This is a genomic window from Gardnerella sp. CCPDSM (genome assembly GCF_056754715.1).
Genome location: NZ_JBQEQO010000002.1, coordinates 185,838 through 205,621, shown reverse-complemented (window position 1 = coordinate 205,621; position 19,784 = coordinate 185,838). Strand labels below are relative to the sequence as shown.

Annotated in this window: 10 protein-coding genes; all 10 read right to left on the bottom strand. The window is 45.7% G+C overall.

Going from position 1 to position 19,784, the window contains the following annotated elements:
- Window positions 1-64 precede the first annotated feature (64 nt).
- The 10 genes from pyrE to ACTJLE_RS01995 all read right to left on the bottom strand — a co-directional run bounded on the left by pyrE (window position 65) and on the right by ACTJLE_RS01995 (window position 19,322).
- Entirely contained in the window at window positions 65-757 is a 693-nt protein-coding gene (gene pyrE, locus ACTJLE_RS02040) for an orotate phosphoribosyltransferase (protein WP_481267221.1), read from the bottom strand.
- Window positions 758-854: 97 nt separating this feature from the next.
- On the bottom strand, window positions 855-1,874 hold the full coding sequence (locus tag ACTJLE_RS02035) for a dihydroorotate dehydrogenase (RefSeq protein WP_481267220.1): 1,020 nt from the start codon (window positions 1,872-1,874) through the stop codon (window positions 855-857).
- 5 nt (window positions 1,875-1,879) lie between these two features.
- Complete coding sequence (locus ACTJLE_RS02030; RefSeq protein WP_481267219.1) at window positions 1,880-2,776, bottom strand: dihydroorotate dehydrogenase electron transfer subunit; 897 nt, start codon at window positions 2,774-2,776, stop codon at window positions 1,880-1,882.
- A gap of 158 nt (window positions 2,777-2,934) precedes the next feature.
- Window positions 2,935-3,984, bottom strand: coding sequence for an orotidine-5'-phosphate decarboxylase (gene pyrF / locus ACTJLE_RS02025; RefSeq protein WP_481267218.1), 1,050 nt, complete (start codon window positions 3,982-3,984; stop codon window positions 2,935-2,937).
- Window positions 3,985-4,035: 51 nt separating this feature from the next.
- Window positions 4,036-5,448, bottom strand: coding sequence for a dihydroorotase (locus ACTJLE_RS02020; protein ID WP_481267217.1), 1,413 nt, complete (start codon window positions 5,446-5,448; stop codon window positions 4,036-4,038).
- Between the two features lie 54 nt (window positions 5,449-5,502).
- On the bottom strand, window positions 5,503-6,768 hold the full coding sequence (pyrB, locus tag ACTJLE_RS02015) for an aspartate carbamoyltransferase (RefSeq protein ID WP_481267216.1): 1,266 nt from the start codon (window positions 6,766-6,768) through the stop codon (window positions 5,503-5,505).
- A 141-nt stretch (window positions 6,769-6,909) separates the two neighbouring features.
- On the bottom strand, window positions 6,910-7,242 hold the full coding sequence (locus tag ACTJLE_RS02010; protein ID WP_481267215.1) for a type II toxin-antitoxin system RelE/ParE family toxin: 333 nt from the start codon (window positions 7,240-7,242) through the stop codon (window positions 6,910-6,912).
- Window positions 7,242-7,475: a hypothetical protein gene (locus ACTJLE_RS02005; protein ID WP_481267214.1), complete on the bottom strand. Its 234-nt coding sequence runs from the start codon at window positions 7,473-7,475 to the stop codon at window positions 7,242-7,244. Before ACTJLE_RS02005 ends, ACTJLE_RS02010 begins: the two co-directional genes overlap by 1 nt.
- Window positions 7,476-7,569: 94 nt before the next feature.
- Window positions 7,570-10,770 carry a bifunctional [glutamine synthetase] adenylyltransferase/[glutamine synthetase]-adenylyl-L-tyrosine phosphorylase gene (locus ACTJLE_RS02000; protein WP_481267213.1) on the bottom strand — a complete coding sequence of 1,067 codons (3,201 nt, stop codon included), beginning with the start codon at window positions 10,768-10,770 and terminating at the stop codon, window positions 7,570-7,572.
- Between the two features lie 737 nt (window positions 10,771-11,507).
- Window positions 11,508-19,322: a peptidase gene (locus ACTJLE_RS01995; RefSeq protein WP_481267212.1), complete on the bottom strand. Its 7,815-nt coding sequence runs from the start codon at window positions 19,320-19,322 to the stop codon at window positions 11,508-11,510.
- Between the last annotated feature and the right edge of the window lie 462 nt (window positions 19,323-19,784).

Genomic DNA, 19,784 nt, shown 5'->3' with positions numbered 1-19,784 from the left:
TAGTTACGAAATCTTAGTTACGAAATCTTAGTTACGAAATCTTAGTTACGAAATTGCAAAAAAGTTACGCACCGTATTCACGCAAGTAGTTTGCAGCGCGCGAAGCTAATTCCTCATCCATAACTGGCTTACCGTCAGCATTAGTGAGTTTTTGAGCTGCAGCGAAAATTTCACGCACGTTTGCAATTGGCAAAACTGGGAATCCAAATTCTTGCTCGACTGCTTTTACTGCGGAAAGCTCGCTGTCTTTTGTGCGCTCCATTCTGTCTACCGCCAAAATCAAGCCAACAACTTGCACATTTGCTTCCGCTTTAAGCTTTGGCAAAGTTTCGCGAACTGCAGTTCCAGCGGTCATTACGTCGTCGACTAACAGCACTTTCATGCCGTCTTTTAGCGGCTTTCCAACCATAATTCCGCCGTCGCCGTGATCCTTGCGCTCTTTGCGGTCGAAAGTAAAGCCGACTTGCATATTGTGATTATTTGTTAAAGCCATAGCCGTCGAAACAGCCAGCGGAATTCCCTTATAAGCAGGGCCAAAAACAGTGTCGATATCTTGCGGAAGTTTTCCGTCTTCAATTCCTGCAATTACACGCTGAGCGTAGTATGCGCCTAGATTTGCGATTTTCATGCCGTCGTCAAAAGCGCCCGCGTTAATAAAATAAGGCGATTTGCGGCCAGATTTCAGCGTAAAGTCGCCAAATTTAAGCGCGCCTGAATCAAGCAAAAACTTTGTAAAACGTTCGTCTAATTCTGCCATTTTCTTCTCTCTTTCTTTTGAGTATTTTTATTTTTGATTGATATTTTAAGATTTTACTTGCGATTTATTTGCGATTTATTCTCGCATTATTCTCGCTTCAGCGCCAAGTTTTGCCTTCAGCAAGCAAAGACGCAAGCTTTGGGCGAGAATCAAGCAAATCGTCAAGCTCGCGCGCAATTCGAATCGGAGCAGTAGGATCCACCAGTGCCGCCGCACCAACTTCTACAGCATTCGCGCCAGCATACAAGTATTCCAAAGCTTTTTCGCCAGAATCAATGCCACCAATGCCAATAATCGGAATATCTGGCATAGCTTGGCGCACTCGCCACACGAATCCAAGTCCAATCGGGAAAATCGCAGGGCCGGAAACGCCGCCCGTGCGGTTCGCAATAATCGGCTCGCCGGTTCGAATATCAATTCGCAAACCAACCAGCGTGTTAATCATGCTTAAAGCGTCCGCTCCAGCATCAACCGCAGCTTTGCAAATCGACACAATATCCGTCACATTTGGCGTCATTTTTACAATCATCGGCTTATTAGTCATTGCGCGAAGTCGCTTAATTAGGCGGTGCAATGCCACAGGATCCGTACCAACGCTCATTCCGCCATGAGTTACGTTCGGGCAGCTTACGTTAATTTCAAGCATGTCGGCCGCGGAATCAGCAAGCTTTTCAACAACTTGCGCATAATCGTCGTCGCTGTGGCCAGCAACATTAGTAATAACAAGCGCTCCCATGGATTTTAATTTCGGCAGCTCGTCTACTAAATAGTGGTCAACTCCAGGATTTTGCAAGCCGACTGCGTTTACCATTCCGGAAGGTGATTCTGCAGTGCGCGGAGAAGGATTTCCTTCCCAAGGAACAGGAGAAACGCCTTTTGTGCAGATTGCGCCGAGCTGACTTACGTCGTAAAAGCGTCGGCATGCTGCGAGCTGGAAAGTTCCGGAAGCGGTTCCAACCATGTTCTTCCACTTAACGCCTGCAACTTGAGTTGGGTGCTTCCATACGTGGCTTTTATCGAAACCGAAAGTTTCAGCGGAATTTGTTGCGGAATTTACGCTATTTTCAGCATTGTTTACAGCATTTGCGCTATTTACAGCATTATTTACAGCACTCATATTTTTTACTCCCAACCCAAACGATTCGCATCAAAAACTGGACCGTCGTTACAAACTTTCAGTCTGCCTTCCAAAGTATCAACCACGCAAGCAACGCAAGTTCCATAACCGCATCCCATGCGCGCCTCAAGACTTAACTGGCATTTAACACCGCGCTCATGCGCCCAATGCGCCACAGCTTTCATCATCGGCAATGGTCCGCAAGACAAAATAACAGTTGGCAAATCGTCGCCAAAATCAAAATGATGACTCTGCTCAAGCTCGTCAAGCAGCGTAATAACAGTGCCTTCAGCATTCGTAATACTGTGTACGTCTGAAATATATTCCTTCATTAAGTCGTCTGCAAAACGCTTACTACGGTAGCCGAGAACTGCTGTTACGCTAGAATCCTTGCGATTGCTTAAAGCTTGAGCTGCGCAAATAATAGGCGGCACGCCCAATCCTCCGCTTACAAGCACATAATGCGCAGCCTCATCAATATTAAATCCCAAACCCAAAGGCCCTAAAGCATCAACCGTGCTTCCCGGCTTAAGCTTTGCAAATTCTGCTGTGCCTTTGCCAATCACAGCAAAAATAAGCGTAAAAGTATCCCCTTCTACGCTAGCAACTCCAAAAGGACGCGGAAGCATAGCAGTTGGGTCAGGAGAATACAAATTCACGAATTGCGCAGGAGTAGCTTTTTTAGCAATCTCAGAATCTCGCAAAGTTAAACGGTACACGCCTTCGTCAAGCTTTTCGTTATTAAGCACTTCTACAGCTCTACGCCCCCAAAGACGCGAATATTTTGCGCTGTTGCTTTCGTCTGCAGAACTTGATCCGGAAGAGTCAAAAGCGTCTTCACGTAACGTAATCATGGCGTTTCCATTGGCTTTTCGCGTTGGAATAAACATGCCATCACTCATGTGGTTTCCCCTACCCTTGTATGTGTTGTACCGTTGCGTTTTGTTTTATTTATTTTTTAGTTTTTAAGTTTTGATTTATTAAGTTTTTATTTTTAGTTATACATTTTAGCGATGCGTTGCTTTTCTAGCTACGCGTTGCATTTAGCGATATACCGCTTTTATCGATACACTGCATTTCTTAAGTCGTCGCGCATATTTCGCGCAGCAGCATACGCAGAATCTTGCACAATATCAAGAATATTATCAAGAGACATATTTCCTTGATTTTTCGCATAATCTTTAGACTTTCGCCACGCGCCAATAATACCGCGAGAAGAGTTCACAATAGCACCATCACCATTTTTATCGAACATTCCAGCAACATCTTGAGCGGTGCCGCCTTGAGCGCCGTAGCCTGGAACTAGGAAGAAAGTGTGCGGCATAAGCTCGCGCAAACGCTTTCCTTCTTCCGGATGAGTGGCTCCAACCACAGCTCCAACATTCGAATAACCATGCTTTCCAACGTGCAGCGCGCCCCAGTTTTCAATCAAATCTGCCATATGCTCGTACACTGGCTTTCCGTCTTGCAAAATAAGCTCCTGAAGCTCCTTGCTAGAAGGATTTGAAGTGCGAAGCAGCACAAAAATGCTTTTATTATGCGAAACTGCTTCGTCAATAAAAGGCTTCACGCCGTCCGAACCCATATAAGGGTTTACTGTAAGCGAATCTTCGTGCCAAACGTCCAGATTTTCGTAATTTTTAAGAAGATTTTCAAGAGATTTAGAAAGTGCGTTGCTATTAGTTTTACTAGTTTCGTCTTCAAAATATGCTGAAAGATTAGCAAAACCGCTTAAATGAGCCGCATACTGGCCTGCAGTAGAGCCAATATCTCCTCGCTTTGCGTCTCCTATTACGATTAGTCCACGCGATTTTGCGTATTCGCAAGTCATTGCGTACGTGTCCATTCCAGCGGAACCTAGAGCTTCATACATTGCGATTTGCGGCTTTACAGCAGGCACAATATCTGCAACTGCGTCAATAATCGCGCGATTAAACTCAAAATAAGCTGTAGCTAAAAGAGTTGGCAGCGCATCTTCGCCGTCCACTTCTTGCAAAACTTCGTCCGCAAGAGCGCCAATAATTTCTGCAGGCACAATTCCTGGCTTAGGATCCAATCCCACAACGCTAGGATTTTGCTTAGATGCAATCGCTTCAATTAATTCGTCCATTTGCTACCAACCTAAATTATTTATTTCAATCACATTCTTTAAAAACTTAAATCACATTCTTGAGAACGCAATTTCCGAACCAATAATCGTTGCAACCGGCCTACCTGTAAGCTGCCAGCCGTCAAAAGGAGTGTTTCGAGCTTTAGAATGGAAGGAGTTCGCGTCAACCGTCCACTTCTCTCGCATATTAATCAGCACTAAATCAACGTTTTCAGGATGCTCAGTAATATTTAAGCGCAAAGTTCGCCTATTCGCGCATTTCGAAGAAACGTTAAGCAAAGCCGCAATATCCGTAGGTCTTCTGCTCATTAATTGCATTGGATTTACCGACATTAATTCGATTAAATGCTTATCATCCGCGTATCCTGCATCAACCAAAACTTTGCGGCACACGCCGTACGCGCATTCAAGACCGATAATTCCGTTAGGAGTTTTTGCGAAATCTCCTGACTTTTCTTCCGCAGTGTGAGGCGCGTGATCGGTTGCAATCATGTCGATTGTGCCGTCTGCAATAGCTGCGAGAGTTGCTTGACGATCCGCTTTAGAACGAAGCGGCGGATTCATTTTTGCCATCGCGCCGTACTTCAGCACGTCCTCGTCGCACAAAGCAACGTAGTGAGGAGCTGTTTCGCAAGTAATTGGCAAACCTTCTTTTTTCGCTTTACGAATCGCTTCAAAAGCTGCAGCCGTGCTCACATGCTGGAAATGCACGTGCACGCCGGTTTCGCGGGAAGCGTCAATATCTCGCTGAACAATTGCAAGCTCTGTTGAAGCTGGGATTCCGCCAACTCCAAGCATTTTCGCAACCGGCCCCTCGTTCACAGCTCCCGTAGTATGATGCTCGCAATGCTCAACAAAAGGCAAACCGGTTTGCTTTGCCATAGCTAGCACATCTCGCAAAATTGGTTCCGGAACTGCAGCACCGTCGTCGCTTATGGCAGTGATTGGATGCTTTTTCATAGGAGACGTTTTTTCGTCGTCGCTAACTCCTGCAACATACTTTTTCCAAAGCTCAATATTGCTTGGAGCTAAGCCTTCGCGTCCCAAAGATGCACACACGCTTAAATCGTAGCGAACAGGCAGTTTTACGCCGTAAATGCAGCCGTAGCGCTGCAAATAGTCGATTACGTTTTCTACATCAAAAGGAGCATCATTCCAAGGCTCGCCGTCAAGAGCTGGAATTGTGTTTGGCATAATCAAAACTTGCGTGTAGCCGCCGGCAGCCGCAGCCTCGCTGCCTGTCATCATAGTTTCTTTTGCCGTTTGACCAGGATCCCTAAAATGCACGTGCGGATCCGCAAAACCAGGAGCAACAACCAGGTCGCTTGCATCAATATCGCCTGTAACGCGCGCATTAGGCTCTATAAGAGCATCCTGGCGAATCGAATCCACAACAAGGTCGATTCTTTCGCCAGTATCCCACACAGAGATATTGCGCAAAGTTAAGCTGCCAGCCTTGTTCATATCACTCCTAATTTTGCGAATTTTTACAGTTATACAATAATATTAATAAATTTTTTAATTAGATTCCGCTTCTTCATCGCAATACATGCAACGATACTCGTGCCTTACGGAATCAGACTTGTAGAATTTGCGCTTAAGAGTTAGCTCACTGTTTGTTATGCAGCGAGGATTCGGGCACTTAAGATTTTCAGGCGCGCTTTCGTCTGTTTTATGCACGCGAGGATCCGCCAAAGAAATGCCGTTCGCATCAACTGCTTGCAATTCTTCTTCCGGCACGTTCACAAGATCAGTCGGCTCGTAGCCACAAAGCTCGTCGCCAAGAACGGAACTTTCCAAAGCCATGCGCATAAGCATACCGTTTTTTACCTGCTCAAAGTATGCTGCGCGAGGATCCGCGTCAACGTCAACCGCAATCTCATTAATTCGAGGAAGTGGATGCAACACAGGCATATGCGACTTAGCTTTCTGCAATTTTTCTTCCGTCAAAATATACGTGTCACGAAGTCGCAAGTATTGCTCGCGATCCGTAAAACGCTCCTCTTGAACGCGAGTCATGTAAAGCACGTCAAGCTTGCCAATAACTTCCATCAAGTCGCGAGTTTCTTCGTAAGTGCAAGAAGGAGTGTCTTCGATTCGGTCGATTACATACTGCGGAGTTTTAAGCTCATCCGGGCTAATCAGCACAAAATGAACGTTTCCAAAGCGGCACAAAGTTTCAATAAGCGAATGAACAGTGCGTCCGTAAGTTAAATCGCCGCACAAGCCAACAGTAAGATTATTGACGCGACCAAATCGCGCAAAAATCGTCGCCAAGTCTGCAAGAGTTTGAGTTGGGTGCATGTGACCGCCGTCGCCCGCGTTAATAATAGGCGTGCTCACAGCTTGCGTTGCTACGAAAGCAGCACCCTCCTTTGGATGACGCATAGCAACAACATCAACATAATTCGAAACAACTTTTAAAGTATCGTTTACAGTTTCGCCTTTGCTTGCGCTAGAAAGTTGCGCTCCTGCAAAACCGATTACTTTTCCACCCAAACGCAACATTGCTGTTTCGAAGCTTAAGCGCGTGCGCGTGCTCGGCTCATAAAAAAGAGTGGCCAACACTCTGCCATCGCAAGTGTGGGCCACTTCTTTACGGTGCGAATCAATGTATCGCGCTTTGTCTAAAAGCATTCGTATTTGAGCTGTGGAAATATCGTCCAAAGTCACAACGCTTTTGCCTGCTAACGATTGGGCAATTTCGTCACGAGAAAAAGTTTGATGTGAGGAATTAGAAGAATCAGAAACGTTGAAATTGGAGGCGTTAATTGCGTTCGTCATAATAAATATCGCTTACCTTTCGTCAGTTGGCAAGACGGCCGCGACCACACGCGACCTACGCAATTTTACTGATTAGCGTTGACGAATCTATATACGGAGTGGCGGAGAACTATAACTTATTGTGCAACATTTAATAAGTATTTAATCCAATAAATCTATTTGTTCCAATACAGCTTTTTGATTACGTCTACCATAAGTAACCTTCAAAATATAAACTGTATTTTCTTCTAAAACAACTCTGTAATAAACAAGAAAATTCTTTACAACTATACGACGCACACCAAGCGAATTCCAAGGCTCATACTTAACTACAGGTGCAAACTGAGGAAAAAGAGACAGTCTTTCAATACTAGATTTAATAAGATTAATAATTCTTACGGAAGTTTTCTTAGAAATATTAGATGCAATATAGTCTCTTATATTTTTTAAATCAGTTTCTGCATCTTGAGTAACAAGAATATTAAAAGAACTCATTACAAGCCCTTTTCTAACTCAGCAAAAACATCAGCATACGGGCGTGCTAAACCAGAAACTGACTGCTTATAACTATGCATAAGTTTTGCAGCAAAATCAGTAGATAATAATTCGTCATTTTCTTCTAAATTTTCACTACTGACTGCTTGTTTTATAGGCGCAGAAACATCAGCATAAAAAACTGAAGAATTAGCTCTTTCTTTTACATCATTACTCATTACTGCATTTTTCATTAAAATCACCTCCCGTCCTGTAATTATAACCTAAAGAAGAGAATGCAACAATAAACGCAAATCGTACTAAGATGACGCAATTACGCAATAACGCCTAGCGAGCGTAGAAAAGACGAGACATGATTTCGCGGCACTGGCGCATGGTTGCTAGAAGATCGTTTTCAAAAACGCGACCCTGGTTAGACTCGTAGCCAAGATAAGTTGCGATTCCGCCCAAAGAATACGAGTCTGTTGGAATCACATCCGCGCGAGACATTGATCCGGACCACAAGAAGTTTGCGTTGCGCACAGCGGAACACATATGCCAGCAGCGCTCCAGAATTTGCGCATCCTCATCCTCAATCAAATGCTCAGATTGCAAAGCTTTCAAAGCTTGCATAGTTCCAACAACGCGCAAAGACTCGTAAGCTCCAGCGTATTGCAATTGCAAAAGCTGAACAGTCCACTCAACGTCGCTTAAACCGCCGCGGCCAAGCTTCAAATGCCTATCTCGACTTACTCCCCTAGGCAAACGCTCCGCTTCCATACGCGCTTTAAGCTTACGAATTTCAGCAAGCTGAGATTCACTAAGAGGATTTTTTGCGTAACGCAAGTCGTTCACAACGCCATCAAGAAGCGCATCCGCCAACTCTTTAGAACCTGCAGCGAAACGCGCACGAAGTAACGCTTGATGCTCCCAAGTGCTAGCCCAATTACGATAATAATTTTCGCAAGATTCAAGACTGCGCACCAAAGGGCCGTCTTTTCCTTCCGGACGCAAATCCAAATCAACCATAATTTTTGGCTCAAGAGTAAGAGAACCTTGCAAAATATTTCGCAAAATATCTACAGTTGTTTGCGCAAAATGGTGAGCTGCATTCAAATCGCAATCTTCAGCAACCGGCTTGTAAATCACCATTATGTCCGCGTCCGAGCAGAAGTTTACTTCCCTACCGCCGTAGCGACCAAGAGCAATAATCGCGATTTCGGCTTGAGGAGCGCTGAAATTCATGCGCAAAGCAGCCTCGCGCATAGACCAGCACAAAGCCGCATCTAAAACAGCATCAAAAACGTCACTCATAGCGCGCATAGAAGTATCGTCATCAATAAGACCACACATCCAAGCTAAAGCAACGCGCTCGATTTCCTGCCGGCGAAGAGCACGCAAAGACTGCGCAAAATCCGCAATATTACTAGCATAACGCGCAACCATTGCGCTAGTTTGCATATCAAGACTTGTTCTATCGCGCGCAGATAGCGCTTCGTCGTCGCCAAGCCAAGTAATAGACTGCATCGACTGCATCATAGCGTCGCCAAGATAGCGCGAATCCGCCAAAACATGGCAAAGACGCTGAGCTGCAGAAGGAGAATCACGCAAAAAACCAAGATACGTATTCTTACCGCCAAAACGCTCCGCAAGACGCCTCCACGCAAGCAAACCCATATCCGGATTCTGGCCGTCACCAAGCCACTTCAACACTGCAGGAAGCAGAATCCTGTGAATTTTAGCAGCCCTAGAAAGCCCCTCAGTAAGCGCTTCAACATGCAATTGTGCGGCGCGAGCATCCGCAAAACCAATAGACGCAAAACGAGCACGAGCAGCCTCCGGCGAAAGTACAATAGGATCCGCATCCGTTTGCGCATTAATCGGAAGCATAGGACGATAGTAAATATCCTTATGCAAATTGCGGATTTCGCGGCGAGCTTTATCAAAACGCTCAACCAATTCCTCCGGGCGCAGACGCACAGCACGCGCAAGACGACGAATCTGATCATTATTATTAAGCTGCTCTGCAGAAATTGTGCGAGCACGATCTAAACCGCCATTACCCTGCGCACCCAAATCTGGGAACAAATGCGTGCGATGCATGCTCCACATTTGCTGACGATGCTCAAGCACACGCTCAAAACGGTAGTGTTCCGCCAAAATCGCCGCCTGAGACCTAGAAACGTAGCCACCCTGAGCCAACGCATTCAAAGCAGAAATAGTATCCCTTACACGAAGCGACTCATCCTCACTCCCGTGCACAAGCTGCAGCATTTGCACAGTAAACTCAACGTCGCGCAAACCGCCGCGGCCAAGCTTCATGTCCAAATCGCGCTGCGAAGCCGGAATAAGCGACTCCACTCGCTGACGCATGTGCTGGCAGTCCGCCACAAAATGCTCACGACCCGAAGCCTTCCAAATAAGCGGCTCAACCATAGCGCGGTAAGCTTTACCAAGATCCGCATCCCCAGCCGCAAGCCTCGACTTCAAAAGCGCCTGAAACTCCCAGCTACTCGCCCACTTCTCGTAATATTCACGATGCGATTCAAGACTGCGCACAAGCGGACCGTCCTTACCCTCCGGCCGAAGCGCAGTATCAATCTGCCAAAGCGGAGGCTCCGCAGAGCCAATAACAACCGACTGGCACACTTTTTGCAAAACCATCGCAATAGACGCGCCAACGCGCAAAGAAGCATCCTGATTCTGCTTATTGCTAGAATCCGCCGGCTCCACAACATAAATCAAATCAATATCCGAAACGTAATTAATTTCTTGCGCACCAAGCTTACCCATAGCAATAATCGCAAACCTGCACGCGGAAGAACCAGTAACCTGGCCGCGCGCAATAGTCAAAGCCGCCTCCAAAGCAGCATCAGCCGCGTCGGAAAGCTTAAGACTAATATCAGGCTGCACTTCAACAGGGTCGGCGCTCGCTAAATCAGCCGCCATAATCGCAGCAACATGCTCACGGTAGCGCGCACGAAGAGCAGAAACTGCTTGCGCAAAGCCAAGAGAAGTTAAATGAATCGTGTTAGAAGCGTTATTTTCGGAAGAAACAACCGTAGCTTCGTAAGCCTGAATTGCGCAAAGCAAATCAGCACAACGCTCATCACGCGTCATAGAAAAAAGATGATCCGGATCACTTGCCGCAGCCATAATAAGATTCGGGTGCGTGCGCATCCAATTCCCCATCGCATTAGAAGCGCCCAAAACTTGCATAAGCGAAGTAAGTGGATTGCTCATAGAAGAATTACGCGATTTTTCTGCAAGCTCAGCAATAATTTTCGGCTGCGACTGAGAAATATCGCGCAAAGCCGCAACAGCAGCATCCGGATCTTCCGCGCGGCCTACATAGTCCAAAATTTGCTGCGGATTGATTGAAATTTGAGAACAGTTTTTGCAAATATCGCTTATTGCATCGCGAGCTGAATCAGGGCGTGCGAAGCCGGCTTTAATGAGGATTCTTGAGGTGAGTGCGAAAGAGTTTGTGCTGCTTTCGTTGCAGTTGGTTTCAGCAGTTGCAATATCTTTTTTATTCGCACTTTCCATACCGCAACTCTACACTGTGGTGATGTACAAGGCGAAGAAACTACCTGCTTTCGCGCTCATAATGTGGCGCGAGTTTTGGGGGATTTCTCTCCTCGCACGTCCCGTCCTTCGTGCGCTCTGGCTGTTAAAGGCGTTTAGTGTGTTCGCCTATCTTTAAAGAATGTAGCTTCTCAGTCCTCTTTTAGTGCTCGTAGAGAAATCCCCCAAACTCTGCGTGTTTAATCTTTAATAACCTCATTCAATCGCAGAGATTTTTCGATTTTTCTTCTTCGCTCGGCTTGTCAGCAGCCTTCGGCTCTGACGTCCGCCTTCGTTCAGTGCGAAAAATCTCAAATCTCTACCACACTAATATTCCTACAACTAAAGCAGCAAAAACTATAAGTTGGGCGTAGGTATGAGTGCCTGACGTGACGCGTGCAGCAGCATGAGTGTTAGCGTTCTCTATGCAATAGAGAATCAACGTCAGCAGAGCAATGGTGCAAAGCTACAGGAACAGTGTGTGCGGCAGCATTAAAAAATCCCTCGCGGATTATCAGAGGATAACCTGCGAGGGAATTTCGCGAGACTACATTCCGCTCCAAACGCGCGCGACGACCTGCTTGAGCGCAGCGATTTAGCGCGCGAAAGCAACTCGGAGCGGAAACTCGCTCAAGTTGGAAGTCCAGTGGACTTCCAACGCGAGTTTCGTAAGCGAGAGCTTAGAGCGCGAGCACCATCTCACGTTTGGAGCGATTAGGTTAGTCGTTAGAGTGCTTGCGACGGCGAGAAGCAACGCCCGCAGCGCCGAAACCAGCGAAGATTGCGGCAAGACCCGCAAACAAGCCAGTAGCAGCACCCGTCTTAGCAAGATGATGATCAGAACCACCAAAGCCATTAACCGCAGCCTTAGCATCACGCAACTGCTTCACAGCCGCATCCACCTGAGCCTGCGTTGCGTTAGCATCCGCAAGAACACGCTTAGCTTCAGCAAGAGCCTTCTTATAAGCTTGAGCCACAGCCGAATTACCGCGCACATTCAACGCACTATTAATTTCCGCTTGCAAAGCAGACTTATTAACAGCATTAGCGTTGGCATTATTCGCGTAACCGTCACCTTCGTGACCACCAGCGTTAGGAACGTAACCGTCAAAACCGTTACCATTGCCGCCATTATTGAACTTGTCAATAATACGCTGCTTAGCTTCACGAAGCTTCCTCAATGCTTCATCAACCTGAGCCTGGGTTGCGTTTGGATCGGAAAGCACGCGGCGAGCCTCATCCAAAGCCTTCTTATAATCATCAACCTCAGTAGAGCCAGCAATCAAGTACGAAATGCCATTGCGGAAGGCTGGATCATCATCCGCCTCATTTTGCAAATCAGCTTTATTCGTCTTATGACCGTTAACCAAAGCATTCTTAGCGTCACGAAGCTTCCTCAAAGCCTCGTCAACCTGAGCCTGGGTTGCGTTCGGATCATCAAGAACCTTCTTAGCATCCTCCAAAGCCTTCTTATAAGCATCAGCCTCCGGAGTACCAACAGCATTCTGGAATTCTGGAGAATTCTCAAAATCACCATCAGAATCATGCTCATTCTTCAGATTCTTCTTATCCGTCGCATACTTTCGAGCAATAGCATCCTTAGCATCACGAAGCCTACTCAAAGCCGCATCAACTTGAGCCTGGGTTGCGTTTGGATCGTCAAGAACGCTCTTAGCATACTCAAGAGCCTTCTTATAATTATCAATCGCAGACTTAGTAGACTCATCATCCGGATTTGCGTTCAGATTACTAATAGCATTAATGAATCCAGGAGAAGACTCAAAGCTACTATACTCACTATGCTCCTCACGCAAAACATACTTGCTCGTACCATAGTCGTCAGTAATCTTCTTCTTAGCTTCCTGAAGCTTCTTCAAAGCCTCATCAACCTGAGCTTGGGTTGCGTTCGGATCATTAAGAACCTTCTTAGCATTCTCCAAAGCCTTCTTATAAGCCTCAGCATCCGGAGTGCCAGTAGCATTCTGATACTCAGGAGACTTAGTGAAGTCGGCGTCTTTATCAGATTCAGACTTCAACTCTTCTTTCTTAGTTGCATAGTCTTTTTCTATCTTCGACTTAGCTTCTTGCAGCTTCTGAAGAGCGTCGTCAAGCTGCTTCTGGGTTGGAGCAGTTTCGCCAGGCTTCGGCTTGCCAGTAGTGCGGTCGAACTTGTCAAGGAGCTTCTTGGCATCCTCAAGAGCCTTCTTGTAGGTTGCCATGTCGACGTTATCCTTGCCGTCTTCGTCCTTCTTAGCCTGAGCGTTCTTGAACGCAGGAGTGTCCTCGAACAAGCCATTGCGATTGTCGTCGGCTCCGTCCTTAGACTTATCAAATTCTTGTTGCAAGTCATGCGGACTGGTGACGTAGTTCTTAAGAATCTTTTCCTTAATTTCCTTAAGAGCCTTTTGAGCATCGTCAACTTCTTGCTGAGATGGAATTTGCTTTCCAGCTGGGATATCAGCCTTTGGTGTGCCATCCTCATTGAACAACTCAAGAAGATCATTGGCTTTCTTTAGAGCGTCCTTGTACGTTTGTACATCTTTTTTGCCGTCAGCATCCGTCTTGGCAAGAGCGTTCGTATACTCGGTAGACTTTTCGAACTTGTCTTTGTCTTCCTTTGCCTGACCGTCGTCCTTAAGTTCTTTCGTTTCCTTCTTAAGGGCAGCCGCGTTGGTCTTGAAGGCATCTTTGATAGCGTTCTTGGCTTCTTGCAAAGCCTTAAGAGCATCATCAACCTGCTTCTGCGTTGGCTTTTTGTCTGGGTCGACATTTGGATCGGTGCTATTTACCTGCGCAATCAAGTCTTGCGCAGCCTTCAGCTTCTCGTTGTAAGCAGCAAGCTTCTTAGTTGCGGAGTCGTCAGAAGTTTTATTTTCTTCAGTCTTCGCCTTTTCAAGCGCGTTCTTATACGCAACCGACGCCTCGAATGGAGGTGTTACAGGATTGCCAGAGGCATCTTTATCACCAACTTCGTTTTCAAGAAGCTTTGCATTGGTCTTGTAGACGTTGGTAACTGCGTCCATGGCTTTTTGCAAAGTTGCAAGAGCGTCATCAACTTCCTTCTGAGTTTTGCCAGTTGGATTATCAATTATGTCCTTAGCCTTCTTAAGAGCACTATCGTTAGTGTTCTCATCGAGGGCATCTACGGCTTTTTTAGCTGCATCTTTCTTAGTTTGATCAGCCTTCTGGTCATCTTTAAGCGCATCAGCATTCTTATACTCAGGTGTCTTCTTAAAGTCACCATTTGCAAAATCTTTAGCAGCGGTTAACGCATCAAGATTTGTCTTGTAATTGTCAGCAATTTGCTTCTTAGCTGCTTTAAGAGCATCCAGCGCATCGTTAATCTGCTTCTGCGTTGGACGCTCGCTAAGCGTAGCCGAATCCTTCTTAGCAAGTAAGCCACGCGCAGCCTTCAAAGCCTTCTTATATGCAGCAACATCGTCATTATCTTTGTTGCCTTCGCCCTTCTTGTCGTCAGCGTTCTTGAACTCTGGAGAGTTCTCGAAGTCGTTTTCACCGACGGTTTGCGCACCATCTGCTTTAGACTTCTTTGCTTCCTCATCAAGCTTAGTGGTAACGGTCTTGTAGTTGTCCTCAAGCTTCTTGCGTGCTTCATCAAGATTCTTAAGCGCATCGTTGATGTCTTTTTGAGTTGGCTTTGCGTCTTGCGGCGTATTTGCATCATCATGCTTCTTCAAAAGCTCCTGAGCTTTTGTCAAAGCTTCGTCATACGCCTTCTTTGCTGCGGCGGCCTTAGTGTTCTTTTCTTTATCAGGAACAAGCTTGCCATCCTGCTCCTTCATGAAGTGAGGATCAGACGCATTGCGATACGCATCAGATGTAACAGTGCCTTCGGTAGCCGCGGTCTCGCCTTGCTTCTCTTTACCGTGTTCTCCAACACTCTTTTGGAGCTTGGTGACGTCGGTGCTAAAGCCTGGAACATTGGCTTGGTCGTTCGGGTCGCCTAACAGTGCTTTGCGTGCGTCGTCAAGATCTTTTTTAGCTTTGTTTACCTCTTCTTGCGTTGCATCAACTTTTACAAGCAACTCTTTTGCTTTGTTAAGCGCTTCGCCATATGCATCTACAGCATCTTTAGCGGCATTATTCTTAGTATCATCAGCAGTTGTACCGTCAGCTTGCTTGAAATCAGGCTGATTTGCATTCTTGAATGCAGGCGTCTTCTGAGTATTGTCATGCTCGTTAACAGACTTAAGCAGCTCGTCGGTCTTGGTTGCAAACTTGTTCAACTCAGCAGCTGCGTCGTTCATTTCCTTAAGGATTGTGTCAACATCCCTATCCAGCGGCTCACCTTGTGCATGTGCCTGAATATTATCCAATGCATTCGCATTATTAACATCAATATTCGCACCAGGAGTGTTAGAAGTTGGGATTTCTGTACCACCTTGCTTATCCTTAGGCATCTTTTTCTCAAGCGCCTGGTGTAGCTTCGTTACGGCATCGTCATACTTCTTCTTAGCAGCCTTTGCCTCTGCACTTGCATCAGTTTCAGATACGTTCTTATACGCAGGGCTGAGCTTTATAGCAATATCGTTAAACACAGCTGCCGAAAGCCTACTGGTATTAGTTGCATACTTGTCGATGACTTTACGTGCTTCTTCAAGAGCTGTCTTGGCTTCATCAATCAGTTTTTGAGCTGGAGCAGTTCCACCATTCTTAGCTTCTTCTAGCTTCTGCTTAAGCTCCTTAGCTTTGTGATATGCATCGTTGTAATTCTTGAATGCAGCGGCAGCATCCTTATCGCCAGCATGCGCCTTATCGAAAGCGTTAAAGTATGCAGGCATAAGATAACCGCTAAAGTTATCCGCAAGAACTTTCGTAAGTTCATCAGCATTAGTTGAATAACCTTTATGAAGTGCATCTTCTGCCTTAGTTAACGCTTCTTTAGCATCATCAACTTCTTTTTGAGTTGCTTTGCTGTTCTTAAGAACCTCACGTGCCTTAGCTAACGCGTTGTTATAGTTGTCAACGGCAGTTTTAGCAGCTTGTTTCTCTTGATCGTTTTCGCCGTTAGTCTGCTTATTAAGCGCATTCTTATAGAAAGTACTCTGCTTGCTTGCATCATTCTTATCAGGATTATCAAAGGTGAGCTTTTCAGCAGTTATCAGCTGCGACTTATCGGTAGCTTTAGCATCAAGTGCCTTCTTAGCAGCCTCAAGAGCTGTAATTGCAGCGTTAACATCCTTTTGAGAAGCGTTAGGATCTGCTGAAAGATCCTTTGCCTTTTTAACAGCGTTATCGTATGCTTCACGCTCTTCTTTAGTTGCGTTTTGATAGGCTGGGTCGGCGGTCTTAAGTTTTTCTTCGCCTTGCTTATCAGTGTCGCCAGTCTTCACCTTGCCATGCTCAGCAATGGCAGCGTTAAGCTTATCTTTGTTAGTGGTAAATTCGTTAAGCTTTTCGCGTGCGGCATCAAGCTTAGCCTTGGCAGCATCAACGTCCTTTTGCGTAGCATTGACGTCATCTTTTAGTTCTTTAGCTGCTTGAAGCGCTTCATCATAAGCTTTCTTAGCAGCCTTAGCTTTCTCATTCTTGGCAGTATCAGGTTTGCCATCGTCTGCCTGGAATGCTTGATCAGTAACGTTCTTATACCTGTCAGTTGCTTGCGTACCAGACGCAGGATTTTGACCTTGAGCAGGCGTGCTATCGGCTTCAATCGAGGCGTTCAGCTTATCCTTGTTGGTGTCAGCACCATCAAGAGCCGCGCGAGCCTTATCCAACCTAATCGTTGCGTTATCGATACGCGCTTTAAGCTCTTCAGACAGCTTGGAATCCTCCGTATCACCAGCTTCCTTCAACGCATCATTAGCTTTCTTCAATGCATCATCATACGCAGCCTTCTTAGCGTCCGATGCGTTGTAATACGCAGAATCGGTTGGAGTCTTCTTGTCATCCTGTGTTACCGTATGCTTATCAATAGAATCCTTCAGCTGTTGCTTCTTGTGATTCGTCTGCGGCACAAAGATAACGTTAATTGCCTTAGGCGTATTCCAAGGTTGATTGCCGTTTTCCATGTAAACATTTCTATACATCGTCAATCCATACGGCAAAACAAACAGGCGCGCTTTATATACCTTGTCTTGTTTGGCAGCAACTACTATCGGCTTAGCGTCTTTATCCCAGGAATACGATCCTGCATTCGACTCTGCATCGCCAAGGTTCACGCCAGAATTAGCAACCTGCCGATTATATTGCCAGTAAGCGCCGTCCATCTTGCCGAGCGACAACTCAGTTGTAGGCTGGCCGTTCTTGTCAATCACGTAGCCCACATGCGACTTCTTGTCTTTACCATCCACGCCTTCGTGGTCAATCTTCTCGCCGCCCGTAAGCTCGCGCAAGCCAGAGTCTGCCTCCTTTGGCGTAGCTTTCAGCAAGTTAAGAATCTTATTTGTATCAAACTCTTCTGCTTTAGTTGGGTCGTAGCGGTAAATGATGGTCTTGTGGTCTTCGCTCCAAGATAGACCTTCGTCGGTGTCGCGGCCGGCAATTTTATTATTCTTCCACGAAACGTCGTAATCCTTGCGAATATCTGCCAAACGCGTGAGCTTGTGCGCCTTTACATCAGACTTAAACTCAGCAACAGCCTTATCGGTCTTAATCTTAACGGTAATTATATTTTCTGCCTGACCATTCGAGATGCCCTTATTAGAGTCACCAGTTGCAGTAAGATTGCCCTTAAGATATTCAAGCGAAATCTGGTTCTCGTAGTCGGTAGCGCTTAAACCAAGTTCTGGATTATCTTTATTAGCTTCGTAAATAGCCTTCTTAATGCGCGCAATCTCGGCATTGTTGTAAGCGAGTGGGTTGTAAACAATTGTTGCTTTATCGGCTGCAGGAACAGAAATATCCTTTTCCGCAATCTTCTTCAACACGAGGTCACGAAGGTCAATCTTAGGAGCGTCGTTTGGATTCACTCCGTCGAAACTGATGGTAACTTTTCCGTCAGCGCCAATGGTCACCTGATCTAGGCTTACGTTATTAAGGCGCGCAAGCTTCTTTTTAATCTCGGTTTTTACTTCTTCCGAAACCTTGGTTGGGTCTTCAACAATCGGCTTATCGATGCGATCATCGTAGCGAGCAACCGTAAGCGGAATAGCCCCGGACTTAAAGCCCAAATCCGTAACCATATGGGTATTAAGAGTCTTCGCGCCAGCTACATAAGAGTTTGCATCGCCAGTTTTTTTAGTATTAATATCCGCAAACTGCTTTGCGTCGTAAGCATCATCAGAATTTACGTTAAGCTTATCATTAAGCGTATCTGGAATTTGCGTCGATTTTCCATTGACAGTTGTATTCACACCTTTAGCTTTACTTGCTGCAACAATCTGATCATTCACAGACATTTTATCGCTGCGAGTAGTTTCAACATTGGCAGCGGCAGTAATTGCTGCTTGAATCCGTTCTTTTGTAAGCGGCTGATCATATTTCAGCACTACGGATCCGGAAGTTTTTGGTGTCACAATCGTTGCCGCACGGAATGCATTTGTTTTATAGGCAACATCTTCCTTACCATTCTTAGTTACATACACAAAAATAGAACGGTTTGCAACATACTTCTCAGCGCCACCGCTGACCTTACCAATACTAAAAAGATCGCTCATCGTAAGATCAGCAGAGCCGTCAGTATCATTCTTCTTAAACTCATATGTACCAGAGAAGCTCTGACGCATATTAGCATCGCCAGAATAGTATTCAGCACCCCTCTTGCTCTTATCGTTATTCAAACCATTGTTTTGAGCAGGGAAAATAGCAATATTGGTAATCTTGCCACCATCTTTTGGTGCTGCAAAGTGGAAGGTAACCGTGTGCTTTTCGCCATCTTCACTAAACGTGTTGTCCGAGCTTCCCCAGCCATACATATTCGGCATAGTGCCAGCGTTATTCTCGTCAATTTCAATCTTGGTATTAGTGGAATCCGATGTATCAGGATTAATTTTATTAGGATCTTTACTTTCTGCAGTATTCGATGCGCGATCCGTGCCGCCCACAGAAGCATATGTAGCAGTCTTTACATCAGTAGTTTCAGTCTTAGCATCGCCGGTAGTTGCAGAATCAGAATTCTTACTATCAGTCTTGGCTACAGTCTGCTCAGCCTTCTTTTCATCAGCATTACTTACAGCCTGCTTCTTTTCTTCAAGCTTATTAGCGTCTTCCTTCTTGGCAGTCTGATCCCCAGCCTCTTTATTAGCTTCAGTCTGATCCTTCTTATCGGACTTACCAGTTTCTGCATCCTTACCCTTTTCGTCTGCAGAAGCCTTCTCGCCAGCAGCACCAGCCTTCTCAACAGCATTCTCACCAGCAGTCACAGCAGCCGGCTTGGTATCAGGAGCAGCACCAGCTTCCGCAGCCATTGCAGGAGTTGCACCAAAAGCGAATGCAGCACCAGCCAACACACCAGCGGCTCCAACCGTAAATGCCGCCACCTTGCGGGCGTCCACAGCCTTCGCAATCGCGTTGCTTAATGCAGCATCCAACGTAACCTTGCGTGCATGCCTTCTAGAATTTGAATTAGTCATGATGTACCTCCTTAATACCAATTCCCTCTGAATACGTCTTTGAAATTCATTAATAAAGAGCTATGTGCAGCAATCAAATCGTTGATTGAACAACTGACAAATACATATAAAACTTCTGCTCGGCTCAAAATTACAAATTTCTAATTGAGATTTATACTCAATAATACCGAATATACGAATATTTTGCAAATCAGTTGTTATGATGTATAGCACATGAAGCCCCCCCCCAGCGGCTTTATTTCAACGTTTTGATAGATTTTCAAGGCGGAAACTTTTATAACAAATGTAAGCTAGATTACATTTTTAACAGCGATTCTAAACACATGTTTAGAATAAATTGTATTTATTTTATGCATATATACATAGATATACATTTATGCATACTATATCAAATTTCAATACTCACTGCATTCAGTCGTGTGGATATTCGTGTGGCAGAGATTTGAGATTTTTCGCACTGAA